12 protein-coding genes are annotated in these 12,581 nt (G+C 67.7%); 4 read left to right on the plus strand and 8 right to left on the minus strand.

Annotated elements, in window-relative coordinates; genetic code table 11:
- Nucleotides 1–138: 138 nt before the first annotated feature.
- Both bamC and AC3FMM_RS15195 read left to right on the plus strand, forming a co-directional pair.
- Nucleotides 139–1,266: an NlpB/DapX family lipoprotein gene (gene bamC / locus AC3FMM_RS15190; RefSeq protein ID WP_488686924.1), complete on the plus strand. Its 1,128-nt coding sequence runs from the start codon at nucleotides 139–141 to the stop codon at nucleotides 1,264–1,266.
- A gap of 67 nt (nucleotides 1,267–1,333) precedes the next feature.
- Nucleotides 1,334–2,122, plus strand: coding sequence for an MBL fold metallo-hydrolase (locus AC3FMM_RS15195; protein ID WP_488686893.1), 789 nt, complete (start codon nucleotides 1,334–1,336; stop codon nucleotides 2,120–2,122).
- A gap of 87 nt (nucleotides 2,123–2,209) precedes the next feature.
- Here AC3FMM_RS15195 and AC3FMM_RS15200 read toward each other — a convergent pair whose 3' ends face one another.
- A complete protein-coding gene (locus tag AC3FMM_RS15200; protein WP_092313758.1) occupies nucleotides 2,210–2,452 on the minus strand; it encodes a hypothetical protein in 243 nt (80 codons plus the stop codon).
- Between the two features lie 198 nt (nucleotides 2,453–2,650).
- On the minus strand, nucleotides 2,651–3,856 hold the full coding sequence (locus tag AC3FMM_RS15205; RefSeq protein WP_198035966.1) for a cupin domain-containing protein: 1,206 nt from the start codon (nucleotides 3,854–3,856) through the stop codon (nucleotides 2,651–2,653).
- 11 nt (nucleotides 3,857–3,867) lie between these two features.
- Between AC3FMM_RS15205 and AC3FMM_RS15210 the strand changes: the two genes are divergently transcribed.
- Nucleotides 3,868–4,395: an FKBP-type peptidyl-prolyl cis-trans isomerase gene (locus AC3FMM_RS15210; protein ID WP_025582242.1), complete on the plus strand. Its 528-nt coding sequence runs from the start codon at nucleotides 3,868–3,870 to the stop codon at nucleotides 4,393–4,395.
- Nucleotides 4,396–4,461: 66 nt separating this feature from the next.
- Here AC3FMM_RS15210 and AC3FMM_RS15215 read toward each other — a convergent pair whose 3' ends face one another.
- The 6 genes from AC3FMM_RS15215 to AC3FMM_RS15240 form a co-directional block, all read right to left on the minus strand.
- Nucleotides 4,462–5,502 (minus strand): hypothetical protein, encoded by a 1,041-nt coding sequence (locus AC3FMM_RS15215; RefSeq protein WP_115708960.1) that lies wholly within the window; start codon nucleotides 5,500–5,502, stop codon nucleotides 4,462–4,464.
- Nucleotides 5,499–8,192, minus strand: coding sequence for a DNA mismatch repair protein MutS (mutS, locus tag AC3FMM_RS15220; RefSeq protein ID WP_326346863.1), 2,694 nt, complete (start codon nucleotides 8,190–8,192; stop codon nucleotides 5,499–5,501). The genes AC3FMM_RS15215 and mutS overlap by 4 nt, the downstream gene beginning before the upstream one ends.
- Nucleotides 8,193–8,408: 216 nt before the next feature.
- Complete coding sequence (locus tag AC3FMM_RS15225; RefSeq protein ID WP_115679941.1) at nucleotides 8,409–8,843, minus strand: universal stress protein; 435 nt, start codon at nucleotides 8,841–8,843, stop codon at nucleotides 8,409–8,411.
- A 77-nt stretch (nucleotides 8,844–8,920) separates the two neighbouring features.
- Nucleotides 8,921–10,042, minus strand: coding sequence for a polyphosphate kinase 2 (gene ppk2 / locus AC3FMM_RS15230; RefSeq protein ID WP_115708964.1), 1,122 nt, complete (start codon nucleotides 10,040–10,042; stop codon nucleotides 8,921–8,923).
- 14 nt (nucleotides 10,043–10,056) lie between these two features.
- Nucleotides 10,057–10,272, minus strand: a complete 216-nt coding sequence (locus AC3FMM_RS15235) for an HP1242/YdcH family protein (RefSeq protein WP_115708966.1) — start codon at nucleotides 10,270–10,272, stop codon at nucleotides 10,057–10,059.
- A gap of 216 nt (nucleotides 10,273–10,488) precedes the next feature.
- Nucleotides 10,489–11,310 (minus strand): inositol monophosphatase family protein, encoded by an 822-nt coding sequence (locus AC3FMM_RS15240; protein WP_116312388.1) that lies wholly within the window; start codon nucleotides 11,308–11,310, stop codon nucleotides 10,489–10,491.
- Nucleotides 11,311–11,517: 207 nt separating this feature from the next.
- Between AC3FMM_RS15240 and AC3FMM_RS15245 the strand changes: the two genes are divergently transcribed.
- Nucleotides 11,518–12,336 (plus strand): RNA methyltransferase, encoded by an 819-nt coding sequence (locus AC3FMM_RS15245; protein ID WP_442784890.1) that lies wholly within the window; start codon nucleotides 11,518–11,520, stop codon nucleotides 12,334–12,336.
- The last annotated feature ends 245 nt before the right edge of the window (nucleotides 12,337–12,581 follow it).

Here is a 12,581-nt window from a genome sequence, read left to right on the forward strand (position 1 = left end):
TTTTTCCTTCTGTTTTTTTCCTTCAAATCCTTTTCCTCCCCCCCCGGCGGCCCCCCCCCCCCCCCCCCCCCCCCCGCCCTGGTTGTGCCCGTGCTTGCTGCCGGTGTGCTGACCGGCTGCAGCAGCCTCAACGAGGCCATGCAGCCCGACAAGATCGACTACAAGTCGTCGGCCTCGAAGCGCACGCCCACGCTCGACGTGCCGCCCGACCTGACCAAGCTGGAAGGCGACCGGCGCTATTCGGTACCCGATGCCAACGGCACCTCGACGCTGTCGACGTACAGCCAGGCCACCAAGGTGCGCGAGCAATCGCCGACCGAGAACGTGCTGCCGTCGGCGCAGGGCATCCGCATGGAGCGCGACGGCAACCAGCGCTGGCTGGTGATCAGCAACGGCATGCGCGGCGACCAGCTGTGGCAGCAACTGCGCGGCTTCTGGCAGGAAAGCGGTTTCCTGCTGGTGCAGGACTCGCCCGAGACCGGCATCATGGAAACCGACTGGGCCGAGAACCGCGCCAAGATCCCGCAGGACATCATCCGCAATACCATCGGCAAGGTGTTCGACGGCCTGTACTCCACCTCCGAGCGCGACAAGTTCCGCACCCGCGTCGAGCGCGCGCAGAACGGCACGCTGGAAGTCTTCATCAGCCACCGTGGCGCTCAGGAACAGCTGACCGGCATCGACAAGTCGAGCACGGTGTGGACCCCGCGCCCGGCCGATCCCGAGCTGGAAGCCGAGTTCCTGTCGCGCCTGGCCCAGCGCCTGGGCGTGCAGAAGGAGCAGGCCGACCGCATGGCCAAGAGCCCGACGCCGGCCGGCAATACCGCCGCGGCGGCGGGCGCTGCCGCCAGCACCACGGCCGCCGCGGGTGCCGCTGCCGGCGCCGACGGTGCCACGCCGAACAAGTCGTACCTGGCCCAGGTCAATGGCGCCCCGGCGCTGCAGCTGCCCGAGCCATTCGACCGTGCCTGGCGCTCGGTGGGGCTGTCGCTGGACCGCGTCAACTTCACCGTCGAAGATCGCGATCGCGCGCAAGGGCTGTATTACGTGCGCTATGTCGACCCGCGCAACACGGTCGACAACCGCGGCTTCTTCTCCAAGCTGTTCACCAAGCCGGACGATCCCAAGACCGCCAAGAAGTACCGCGTCTCGCTCAAGGGCACGGGCAGCGGCACGCTGGTGACGGTGCTCAACGATGCTGGCCAGCCGGAGAACGGCGAAGTCGGCAAGCGCATCCTGTCGCTGCTCGACGAGCAACTGCACTGAGCCGGCGCATGAGTGCTGGCTTGCCAGCCGGCCGTCCCGGCCGGTGCCTGGCGGGGAGGGCGCGGCCATGATGCGCTTCGCCTTCCTCGGCAGCGGCAGCGAGGGCAACTCGCTGCTGATCGAATCCCGCGAAGACACCACCACCACCCGCGTGCTGCTGGACTGCGGCTTCGGCATCCGCGAGACCGCCCGGCGCCTGGAGCGCCTGGGCGTCACGCCGGACCAGCTCGACGCCGTGCTGGTCACGCATGAGCATGGCGACCATGTCGGTTCGGCCTATGCCTTTGCCGCGCGCCATCGCCTGACGGTCTATGCCAGCCACGGCACCTGGCTGGCCACCTCGCACCTGCGCGGCGCCGACGTGGCCGACGTGCGGGTCTGCTGTGCCGACCATGGCTTCGCCATCGGCGGCCTGCAGGTGCTGCCCTACACCGTGCCGCACGACGCGCGCGAGCCGGTGCAGTTCGTGCTGTCGGACGGGCAGGCACGGCTTGGTGTGCTAACCGATGCGGGCATGGAAACGCCTTACTTGACCGCGCGCCTGGCGGGCGTCGATGCGCTGGTGCTCGAATGCAACCATGACCGCGAGCTGCTGCGCAATTCGGTCTATCCGGCCTCGCTCAAGCGGCGCATCGGCGGCGACTTCGGCCACCTGGCCAATGAAGTCGCGGCCAGCATCCTGGCGCAGGTGGCCCATGACGGCCTGAACCGCGTGGTGGCGGCCCACCTGAGCAAGCAGAACAACACGCGTGAACTGGCCACCGGTGCGCTGGCGGCGGCGCTGGGCGCCAGGCCGAGCGAAGTGCTGGTGGCGGACCAGGACGAAGGCCTGGCGTGGCAGGCGGTGCGGGCCTGAGGCCCGTGGCTGCAGGGACCGCGCGAGGGCGCGCCCCAAAAACAAAAACCGGCCCGAAGGCCGGTTTTTTTATCGGTCAGAAACCGATTACTGCTTGGCGGCCGGAGCCGAAGCGTCAGCAGCCGGAGCCGAGGCGTCAGCAGCCGGGGCCGAAGCGTCAGCAGCCGGAGCGACCGGGGCTTCAGCAGCCGGAGCCGAAGCTTCAGCAGCAGGAGCGGTAGCAGCCGGAGCAGCCGTGTCAGCGGCCGGGGCGGCAGCTTCTTCCTTCTTGCCGCAAGCAGCGAGAGCAACAGCGGCCAGCAGCGATGCGATCAGGAGAGACTTCTTCATTGTTCGTCCTTTAACTTGTAATAACGAAAAACAGGCGATGAATAATTACCGGTAATTATCGCTCTTGAACTGCAAAATTAGGCCCTCCCGGGTGCCGACATATGCAGTGGTCCACAGTACTAGCCAGCCAACGATTATATCCGCGTTTTCCCGGCTTGTGTAGCGCCGAAATTTGCTGATTCGCAATGTTACGCATTATTACAGCCGCGGCCCCAATTGCAACCATCCTTCCAGGGTCCAGTGATGGAAGGTTTCCATCAAATCGGGCAGATCGGCACAGTTCTCGACCTCCTGCGCACTAAGCTGCCGATTATCGGCCAACTTCTTCAGCCACGGCATCAATTCGGCCGGCGGCTCATAGGCTTCTCCGTTCAGGAAGAAATTGGCCCGGTCGTAAAGCGCAATCGATGCCGGCGCCAGCACCACCCCATGCCGGGACGCAAGTGTCGCATAACGGCGCAACGGCATGTCAGCGATCTCTGCAAATTCAACGCCAGGTTTGGGCTCGGACAGATGGCTGCCAAGGAATTCCGACACCATCTGGCTGTTCCATTGGAGTGCCTTGAGCCGTTCCGCCACCGCCTTGGCCATGCCCGCCGGCAATTGCGCGGGACGGGCCGCGGCGCGCTCGCCGGCATCGGCATAACGGCCGCCGAGATCCTCGTTGTCTTCCACCGTTTCCGACAGCCATGCCAGGAAGTGTCCGGCCAATTCGCGATAGGCGGGTGCGCGGAAACCGATCGAGCAGGTCATGCATTCGCCTTCGGCAATACCATCGTGCGCATATTGCGGCGGCAGGTACAGCATGTCGCCCGGTTCCAGTACCCATTCCTGTTCCGCGCTGAAGTCGGCAAGAATCTTCAGCGGCATCTCAGGGATCAGCTCGAGGCTGGTCTGTGACGAAATGCGCCAGCGGCGTCGGCCCGAGACTTGCAGCAGGAACACGTCATACGAGTCGAAGTGCGGGCCCACGCCGCCGCCATCGGTGGCGTAGCTGATCATCACGTCGTCGAGGCGCGCATCGGGCACGAAGCGGAAGCGGCCCATCAGTTCCGCCGCGGCGGCATCGTGCAGGTTGACGCCCTGCACCAGCAGCGTCCACTGGCGGGTCTTGACGCCGGGCAGGTTTTCGCGCGCAAATGGACCATGCGCGAGCTTCCAACGGTTGCGGAAGTGCGTCACCAGGCGCGATTCGACATCGTCGCGATCGGCGAGATCGAAAAGCGCATCGCGCGACACCGGCGGCACAATTCCCGGCACCGCCTGTCGAATGAGCAAGGGCTTGCGATGCCAGACATCCCGCATGAATGCAGCAGGCGTCATGCCACCAAGCAGGTCGAGCGGAGTGTCTGGATCGACGGGGCCAGGGGGCAGGGCCTGCGCGTATAATGCGGAATCGTTCATGGAGTCAAGAATTGAAAATCGCTAAGAACACGGTGGTGTCCGTGATGTACAAGCTATCGGACGCGCAAGGCAATCTGATCGAGGAGTCAGATGAAGCCATGGTCTATTTGCACGGCGGCTATGATGGCACGTTCCCCAAGATCGAGGAAGCGCTCGACGGCCATGACACCGGCTTCGAGACCCAGTTGCAGCTGGAGCCGGAAGACGCGTTCGGCGACTACGATGCCGACCTGGTGAAGGTCGAGCCGCGCAACCGCTTCCCCGAGCCGCTCGAAGTCGGCATGCAGTTCGAAGGCATGCCCGAGGACGGCGACGAAGAAGACTCCGTCATCTACACCGTGACCGACGTGGCCGAGGACAAGGTCGTGCTGGACGGCAACCATCCGCTGGCCGGCATGGCGCTGCGCTTCTGGCTGAAGGTTTCGGAAGTGCGCGAAGCCACCGCCGAGGAAGTCGAGCATGGCCACGCCCACGGCGCCTCGGGCGTTGAAGTGGTGGACGAAGACGAGGACGACGATACCCCGCGCACGCTGCACTGAGCTTTCGCTTGCAGTGCTGTCACCAGGAAGCCGGCCGTTGCCGGCTTCTTTGCTTTGGCGCGCGCGTCAGTTCGGTGCCGGGGCGTCCTTCAGCACCACCGCGAACGGCGACGCCGCGGCGGGCGTGATCACCAACTCGGCCCATTGCGAGATCGAGCTGGCCGGCAGCGACACGCGCGTGAAGTTCTGCATCACCTTGCCGGCCGCGTCGCGCAGCGGCTTGTCGATGCCGAAGCCGCTGTCGGCGCCGCTGCCGGCGGCGTGCACCAGCAACACGTGGCCGTTGAAGCGCGCGCTCAGGTCGCGCAGCTGCCGCTTGAATTCCAGGTAGCCATCGCGCGTGCGATGGCGCATGAAGCCGTCGAGCAGCGTGGGCCGTCCTTTCTTCTCCCAGCCGTTGGCGAAATGCGGATCGGCATGGGCGACCACGACGATGCCGTTAAGGTCGCGCTGGCGCGCCACCGAGAACGCCCGCGCCAGCCACTGCCGGTTGGCTTCGCGCCGGTCCTCGAATTCGCTGTTGCGGCCGCCTTCGTCGCGGTAGTGGTTGTTGTCGCCCGGCACGTTCAGGCCGACGATCAGCACGTCGCCGACACTGATGCGCATGTTCTCGCGAAAGCTGCGGAACAGCGCCTGGTCCGATTGCCGCACCAGCGGCCGCGTCTGCCGTCCGAGCGTGGCGTCTTCCGGAAAGAACAGTTCGCGCAGCCGGCTCAGCCGCTCGACCGGGTCGAAGCTGCCATTGACCGGCAGCCTGCATTCGGACCAGTCGGTTTCGCCCGGCACGTAGATCAGCGGCAGCGGCGACTGGCTCAGCAGCTGCTGGCGGCTGCCGAGCACGGCGTCGCTGCATGACTCCGTATCGCCCTTGATGCCGCCGGCGTGGATCACAAGGTTCAGCTTGCGCTCGGCGAAGTGGTCGAGCAGCGTCGCCAGGCTGGCTTCCGCGGCGGGCCATTGCGGCAGGTCGGCGATCAGCGCAACTCGCACCACCTGCGGCTTGGCCGGCGCCCGCGCCGCCAGCGCGTGCGGCGCGGCCGCCGCCATGGCGGCCAGGCACAGCCATGGCAGCAGCAGGCTCGGCAGGCCCCGGAGCAGCGCCTTCATGCCGTATCGACCGCCTCGCCCGCCAGCGCCTTGAGCCGGTATAGCGCCTCAAGCGCCGCGCGCGGCGTCAGCGTGTCCGGATCCATATCGGCCAGCGCGTCGATCACGGCTGCCTGCTCGGGCGCCAGCGCTGGGGCGGAGGCGGCCGTGGCGGCAGCGTCGTCATCCCAGGCGTCGTCGCCGTCCGGCGTCGGCGGTGCGGCGAACAGGTCGAGCTGCGGCGTAGGCGTAGCGTCGGCGGATTGCTGCTCCAGCCAGGCCAGGTGCTTGCGCGCGGCGCGGATTACCGGCTGCGGCACGCCCGCCAGTTGCGCCACCTGCAGGCCGTAGCTCTGGCTGGCCGGGCCGTCCTGCACCGCGTGCAGGAACACGATGCCGTCACCATGCTCGACCGCCGACAGGTGCACGTTGGCCGCCTGCGGAAACTCCTGCGGCAGCTGCGTCAGTTCGAAGTAATGCGTGGCGAACAGGGTATGGCTGCGGTTGTGCGACAGCAGGTGGCGCGCGATCGCCCAGGCCAGCGCCAGGCCGTCGAAGGTCGAGGTGCCGCGGCCGATCTCGTCCATCAGCACCAGCGATGCCGGGGTGGCGTGATGCAGGATGCCAGCGGCTTCGGTCATTTCGACCATGAAGGTCGAGCGCCCGCCGGCCAGGTCGTCGGCGGCACCGATGCGGGTAAAGATGCGGTCGATCGGTCCGATCGCCGCCCGCCGCGCCGGCACATAGGCGCCGACGCAGGCCAGCAGCACGATCAGCGCGGTCTGGCGCATGAAGGTCGATTTACCGCCCATGTTCGGGCCGGTGATCAGCAACAGCTTGCGCGCCTCGTTGAGCTGGCAGTCGTTGGCGATGAACGCCACCGACTCCGCCGCGAGCTGGCCTTCGACCACCGGGTGCCGGCCCTGCACGATATCGACCACGTTCTCGGCGACGCGCTCCGGCGCCGACCAGTCCAGCGTCTGCGCGCGCTCGGCCAGGGCCGCCAGCACGTCCAGCCGCGCCAGCGCGGCGGCCACGCGCTGCAGCTCGGCGATATGCGGCAGCAGTGCCTGCAGCAGGCCCTCGTAGAGCTGCTTTTCGCGCGCCAGGGCGCGGTCCTGTGCCGACAGGGCCTTGTCCTCGAAGGCCTTGAGTTCGGGCGTGATGTAGCGCTCGGCGTTCTTCAGGGTCTGGCGGCGCCGGTAGTCGTCGGGCACCTTGTCGGCCTGGCCGTTGGTGACCTCGATATAGAAGCCATGCACGCGGTTGAACTCGACGCGCAGGTTGGCAATGCCGGTGCGGGCGCGCTCGCGCGCTTCCAGGTCGATCAGGAACTGGCCGCAATTTTCGGAAATATCGCGCAGCTCGTCGAGCTCGGCATCGAAGCCGCGCGCGATCACGCCGCCGTCGCGCACCACGGTGGCGGGCTCTTCGGCCACGGCGCGCACCAGCAGGTCCAGGCAGTCCTGCGGCACGGCCAGGTCCTGCAGGGTCTGCGCCAGCAGCATGCTGCCCTGGTCGTCGCGCAGGCAGGCCTGCACCTCGGGCAGCGCGCGCAGCGTGTCGCGCAGCGACGACAGGTCGCGCGGACGCGCATTGAGCAGCGCCAGCCGCGAGGTGATGCGCTCGACGTCGGCGAGCCGGCGCAGCGCGCCGCGCAGCGCGTCGGTGCCCTGGTCGATCAGCACGCCGATGGCCTGCTGGCGCGCCTGCGGCACGGCCGGGTCGCGCAGCGGGTGGTGCAGCCAGTGGCGCAGCGCGCGGCTGCCCATGGCGGTGCAGCAGGTGTCCAGCAGAGAGAACAGCGTCGGCGACTCGCCGCCGCGCAGCGTTTCGGTCAGTTCCAGGTTACGCCGGGTGGCGGAATCCAGGCCGACGTACTCCGATTCGCGCTCGACCTTCACGCCCTGCACATGGCGCAGCGACTGCCCTTGGGTGGTGGCGGCGTAGTTCAGCAGCGCGCCCGCCGCGCCCAGCGCGGCCCCCAGACCGGCGCAGCCGAACGGTTCCAGGCTGGCCACGCCCAACTGCTCGCGCAGCCGGCGCGTGCCGGCGTCCTGGTCGAAATGCCATTCCGGCAGGCGGGTTCGTGCGCAAGCCAGTGCGGGCAGGTCAATGCCATCCGCATACAAAAGCTCGGCCGGGCGAATGCGCTCCAGCTCGCGGCCCAGCAGCGCCGCTTCGCATTCCATCAGGCGCAGCTCGCCGCTGGCCAGGTTCAGCCACGCCAGGCCGGTCTTGCTGACGCCGCGGCGCGTGGTCTGCTGGTGCACGGCCATCAGGAAGGTATCGGCCTTGTCGGGCAGCAGCGCGGCATCGGTCAGCGTGCCGGGGGTGACGATGCGCACCACCTTGCGCTCCACCGGCCCCTTGCTGGTGGCGGGGTCGCCGATCTGCTCGCAGATCGCCACCGACTCGCCCAGCTTTACCAACCGTGCCAGATACTGGTCGGCCGAATGGAAGGGGATACCGGCCATGCGGATCGGCACGCCATTCGACGCGCCGCGCGCGGTCAGCGTGATGTCGAGCAGGCGCGCGGCCTTCTCGGCATCGTCATGGAAAAGTTCATAGAAGTCACCCATGCGGTAGAACAGCAGGGTGTCGGGGTGGTCCGCCTTGATGCGCAAATATTGCTGCATCATGGGCGTGTGGCGGCTGCCTGCGGCGTCTGCCTGTGCCTGTTCAGGGTCGGTTTTCTTCTGCAATCCCATTGCCATTTAGCCTGTCTGGCGGTGGGCCTGCGTCGTGCCGCCCGATCCGCGCCGAACGCACCTTGCGTGCCAAGAAAAGCGCCCCCGCGGGGGCGGGCCGGGCGCTGCTCCGGCGGCCTGTGGCCGCGGCACGAAGGGGCGTTTTCGAATATGGGCGATATGGTACAGCACGGTGCTGCCGCCGAAGCGGCGCAGCCGCGCTGCGCGGGTGCAGGATCAGCGGAACACCAGCACCGGGATGTTGCTATGGGTCAGCACTTTCTGCGTTTCGCTGCCGAGCAGCAGGCCGCTGAGTCCGCGGCGGCCGTGCGAGGCCATGAAGATGACATCGCAGCCCAGGTCCCGGGCGGCATGGATGATGCCCTGGTACGGCGCCGAAGCGCTGGAGACGTGGCCGCTGCACGGCACGCCGGCCAGCGCGGCCGCGGACTCGACCTTGGCCAGTTCCTGGCGCGCCTCGGCTTCGACGCGCTGCTGGTAGGCGTCCCGCTTTTCGTGCGAGCTGTCGCTGGTCAGCACATAGGGATAGCTCTCCACGCACATGTAGGGCGTGAGCCGTGCCCCGGCGGTGCGGGCGAACTGGATGCCGGCGGAGACGGCCTGGTGCGACAGCTCCGAGCCGTCGACGGGGAGCAGGATGTGCTTGAACATGGGGTCCTTTTTCAGTTGTTGTGTGAAGCGAATGGCGCGAGCCGGGCACACGAGGGCGGAGCCCGGTCTTGCCGCGCTCAGTTGGCCAGCGCGCGCCCGACGATCAGCGGATCCGGCTGGCCGATGGCGGTGGTGTCGCGGTTGGCATAGGGGAAGCGCGACAGGATGTAGCGCAGTGCATTGAGCCGCGCGCGCTTCTTGCAATCGGAGCGGATCACCGTCCATGGCGCATCGGCGGTATCGGTATGCGCGAACATGGCTTCCTTGGCACGGGTGTAGTCGTCCCATTTGTCGAGCGAGGCAACGTCGACCGGGCTGAGCTTCCATTGCTTGAGCGGATGGATCTCGCGCTCGCGAAAGCGTCGGCGCTGCTCCTTCTGGCTGACCGAGAACCAGAACTTGAACAGGTGGATGCCGCTGCGCACCAGGTGCCGCTCGAAGTCGGGCGCCTGCTGCAGGAAGTCCTGGTATTCGCGGGTCGAGCAGAAGCCCATCACGTGTTCGACGCCGGCGCGGTTGTACCAGGAACGGTCGAACAGCACGATCTCGCCAGCAGACGGCAGGTGCTGCACGTAGCGCTGGAAATACCATTGCCCGCGCTCGGCCTCGGTGGGCTTTTCCAGGGCCACCACACGGGCGCCGCGCGGGTTCATGTGTTCCATGAAGCGTTTGATGGTGCCGCCCTTGCCGGCGGCGTCGCGGCCTTCGAACAGGATCACCACGCGCTGGCCGGTCTCGCGCACCCAGGCCTGGAACTTGAGCAGTTCGACCTGCAGGCGGTACTTCTGCTTCTCGTAACCGCGCCGCGACATCAGGTTCTGGTACGGGTACGCGCCTTCGCGCCAGCCGGCGGACAGCTCATCGTCCGGGTGGCGCTGGCGGCCGGCCTGCCAGGCGGCGGGGTCGCCCTCGAGAATGAGGCTGCGCAGTTGCGCGGCCTCGTCCGGCGCCAGGCCGTCGAGCAGGGTGCGGACGGCTCCCAGCATGCCGGCGCCATCGCCGGCCTGGCTGGCGAGGATGTCCTGCATGCCGCTTGCCGCGAGTTGCACCGCGGCTTCGACGGCGCTGTCGACTTCATTGCGCTGCGCCGACAGCGCCGAACGGGTGGGCAGCACATCGCCCCTGGCGGTGGCGCGCGGCCGTGTGGTGGTGGGGGTACGGGTGGGGATGCGGGTGGGGAGGGTGTCGCGATCGGTCATCTGCGCGCCTCCGGTCAGGCGGTGGTGCGGCGCAGGATCTGATAGAGCTGGTCCTTGAGCAGCAGCTTCTCCTTTTTCAGCCGCTCGATCTCGAAGGTGGACGCCGGCACCAAGCCCGCCTCCATGTTATGGATTTCCTGGTCGAGCGTATTGTGGCGGTGGAACAGCCGCGCAAAGCGGGCGTCCTGCGTTTTGAGGGCGGTGATCTGTTCGCGGTACTCGGGAAACATGCTGGCTCTCCTGTGGCTGGATCCGCGCGCACATGGCGTGGCGCATGGATTCATTCTGGTGAGCGCAGGGCGGCGCGGCCTTGACCAGGATCATGGCTCGCCGGGGTATGAGACGAAGCCGCACGCGGGGCGCACCGGCGTGCGGCCCCAAAAAAACAAACGCCCGCCGGGGTGCGGCGGGCGTGCTTGCATGGCCGCTCAGGCCATCTGCAGGGGTCAGGCGGCGGTGGGCTTGGCGTTGTCCAGCGAGTACGGCGACAGCAGGCGCACCATCTGGGCAAAGGCCTTGGGGTTGCCGGCCAGCACTTCGCCTTGTTCCAGCTGGCGCGGCTCGCCGGCGTAGTTGCCTACCAGGCCGCCCGACTCGGTGATCAGCAGCATGCCGGCGGCCATGTCCCACGGCTGCAGGCCGCGCTCGAAGAAGCCGTCGAGGCGGCCGCAGGCGACGTAGGCCAGGTCCAGCGCGGCGGCGCCCGGGCGGCGCAGGCCGGCGCAGCTGCGCGTCATCAGCGCGAAGATCTCGAGGTATTCCTCCACGCCTTCCAGGTCGCGGAAGGGGAAGCCGGTGCCGATCAGGCAGTCGGCCAGCTTGTCGCGGCGGGTGACGCGGATGCGACGGTTGTTGAGGAAGGCGCCGGCACCCTTGGAGGCGGTGAACAGCTCGTCGCGGGTCGGGTCGTAGACCACCGCCTGCACCGGCGTGCCGCGGTGCAGCTGGGCGATCGAAACCGCGTATTGCGGGAAGCCGTGGATGAAGTTGGTGGTGCCGTCGAGCGGGTCGATGACCCAGGTGTACTCATGGGTGGCTTCTTCTTCGGTCCAGGACTGGCCGGATTCTTCCGCTAGAATGCCGTGTTCCGGGTAGGCCGTGCGCAGGATCTCGATGATCGCGGCTTCGGCGGCGCGGTCGACCTCGGTAACGAAATCGTTGTGTTGCTTGCGCGAGACGCGCACCAGATCGACGTCGAGCGACGCGCGGTTGATGATGGATCCCGCCTTGCGGGCCGCCTTGATGGCGATATTGAGCATCGGATGCATGAATCTCTCCAGGCCGGCCACGACCGCGCGGCGGGGCGCCAAAGCGCCGCTCGCCCGCTCATGGGCAGCTGACAACACAACGGATTGTAGAAGAACGTGGGGCGTCGCCGGCCTTGCTGCAGGACGCTTCGCAAATAAATGTGTCGCGAACGTCCCGCGCGCATGCATAAACCTGGCGCCGCGCCAAAGAAGAACCCCGAATTGTATATGAACCCGGCAATTGATACGAGCCAGCCCGCCACCCCCACGTCAGGCGGGGATGCCTTCGGCCGCGTGCGCTTCGTGCTGGTCGAAACCAGCCATCCCGGCAACGTCGGCTCGGTGGCGCGGGCGATCAAGACCATGGGCTTCGGCAGCCTGGTGCTGGTCTCGCCGCGCGAGCCCGAGGTGCTGCGGCATCCCGATGCCGTGGCCATGGCCAGCGGCGCCGACGACGTGCTGGCCGCCGCCGTGATCGTCGACCACGTCGATGCGGCCCTGGCCGGGGCCGCGTTGACCGTCGCCATGACCGCGCGCCAGCGCGAGTTCGGACCGCCGCGGCTGCTGCCGCGCGCCGCCGCCGCGCGGGCGCGCCAGACCCTGTCCGGCAGCGGCGACGTGGCGTTCGTGTTCGGCAACGAGCGTTATGGCCTGCCCAACGAGGTGGTGGAGCGCTGCAACGCCGTGACCCATATCCCCGCCAATCCCGCCTATGCCTCGCTGAACCTGGCGCAGGCGGTGCAGCTGGTCGCCTACGAGATGCGGCTGGCGCTGCTGGAGGCGGCCCCGGACGCGGGCGCCAATATCGGCTATGCTGGCGAGCCGGCCACGGCGGAACAGGTCGAGGCCATGTTCGGCCACCTGCAGACCGGGCTGGAGGCGATCGGATTTCTCGATCCGTCCAATCCGCGCAAGCTGATGACCCGGCTGCGCCGCCTGCTGGCGCGCAGCGGCCTCGAGCGCGAGGAAGTGAACATCCTGCGCGGCATCGCCAAGCACATGCTGATTGCCGCGCAGAACCAGTCCGGCCCGCAGGCCGACCGGTGACAGGAGCAAAGGACTGTGGCAGCAACCCGTAGCGATGCGATGTGGGACCAGGCCGGTGCATGCCGAGGCGGCGTGGCCGGGCGTCCTGCCGCCGCGGGTGGGCGCAGGCCCGGTCGATGTTGATCGCAGCATCGCAGCAATGTCCCTGGCGGATCAGGGGCCAAACGCCGGCGCCGCAAGGCGGGCCGGCAAATCCCTTACACTCCTGATCCTCTTCACCGGCCCCCGACCGCGCCGGCGACCCC

Source organism: Cupriavidus sp. 207A1 (genome assembly GCF_057798955.1).

Excerpts from the sequence above, each read along its gene's own strand:
- AC3FMM_RS15195 (WP_488686893.1), top strand. The coding sequence starts at position 1,334 with ATGATGCGCTTCGCCTTCCTCGGCAGCGGCAGCGAGGGCAACTCGCTG.
- AC3FMM_RS15245 (WP_442784890.1), top strand. The coding sequence starts at position 11,518 with ATGAACCCGGCAATTGATACGAGCCAGCCCGCCACCCCCACGTCAGGC.
- AC3FMM_RS15235 (WP_115708966.1), bottom strand. The coding sequence starts at position 10,272 with ATGTTTCCCGAGTACCGCGAACAGATCACCGCCCTCAAAACGCAGGAC.
- AC3FMM_RS15205 (WP_198035966.1), bottom strand. The coding sequence starts at position 3,856 with ATGAACGATTCCGCATTATACGCGCAGGCCCTGCCCCCTGGCCCCGTC.
- bamC (WP_488686924.1), top strand. The coding sequence starts at position 139 with ATGCAGCCCGACAAGATCGACTACAAGTCGTCGGCCTCGAAGCGCACG.
- AC3FMM_RS15200 (WP_092313758.1), bottom strand. The coding sequence starts at position 2,452 with ATGAAGAAGTCTCTCCTGATCGCATCGCTGCTGGCCGCTGTTGCTCTC.
- AC3FMM_RS15225 (WP_115679941.1), bottom strand. The coding sequence starts at position 8,843 with ATGTTCAAGCACATCCTGCTCCCCGTCGACGGCTCGGAGCTGTCGCAC.
- ppk2 (WP_115708964.1), bottom strand. The coding sequence starts at position 10,042 with ATGACCGATCGCGACACCCTCCCCACCCGCATCCCCACCCGTACCCCC.
- AC3FMM_RS15215 (WP_115708960.1), bottom strand. The coding sequence starts at position 5,502 with ATGAAGGCGCTGCTCCGGGGCCTGCCGAGCCTGCTGCTGCCATGGCTG.
- mutS (WP_326346863.1), bottom strand. The coding sequence starts at position 8,192 with ATGGGATTGCAGAAGAAAACCGACCCTGAACAGGCACAGGCAGACGCC.
- AC3FMM_RS15240 (WP_116312388.1), bottom strand. The coding sequence starts at position 11,310 with ATGCATCCGATGCTCAATATCGCCATCAAGGCGGCCCGCAAGGCGGGA.